This window comes from Janthinobacterium agaricidamnosum NBRC 102515 = DSM 9628 (genome assembly GCF_000723165.1).
Taxonomy (GTDB): Bacteria; Pseudomonadota; Gammaproteobacteria; order Burkholderiales; family Burkholderiaceae_D; genus Janthinobacterium; species Janthinobacterium agaricidamnosum.
The window spans coordinates 5934780-5935239 of sequence record NZ_HG322949.1 but is presented as its reverse complement, the minus strand read 5'-3'; the positions used below and the strand labels follow the sequence as shown (position 1 = coordinate 5935239).

The 460-nt window shown below is 56.3% G+C and carries 1 pseudogene; it reads left to right on the top strand.

Going from position 1 to position 460, the window contains the following annotated elements:
* Positions 1 to 40: 40 nt before the first annotated feature.
* Positions 41 to 460 (top strand): annotated as a pseudogene (locus tag GJA_RS26980) (helix-turn-helix domain-containing protein); the annotation flags it as partial.

Genomic DNA, 460 nt, shown 5'->3' with positions numbered 1-460 from the left:
TTTAATCGAGGAGGTGTTTATGGGGCGACCAGCGGGGCGGATGAACAAGTTGACTGGGCGAAGGGCGATGCGCTCGCCAGGTGCGCCATCGCATCGCCGGGAAACCGAGCGGCGGTTCTGGGAAAAAATAGCAACGGGGATTACAAGCGAAAAAGCTGCTGAAGCGGTTGGCGTGTCGCAAGCAGTCGGGACGCGTTGGTTTCGTCATAATGGCGGCATGCCACTTTCTATGTTGAACCCAATATCTGGAAGGTACTTGTCGTTTGCTGAGCGAGAAGAGATTGGACTTCTTTCGTGCCAGGGCGTCGGAGTACGAGAGATTGCGCGCCGTATCGGGCGTAGCGCATCAACGGTTTCCCGTGAGCTGACACGTAATGTTGCAACTCGCTGTGGCCGACTTGAGTATCGAGCTTCGGTTGCGCAGTGGAAGGCTGAGCTGGTTGCGAAAAGACCCAAGCCT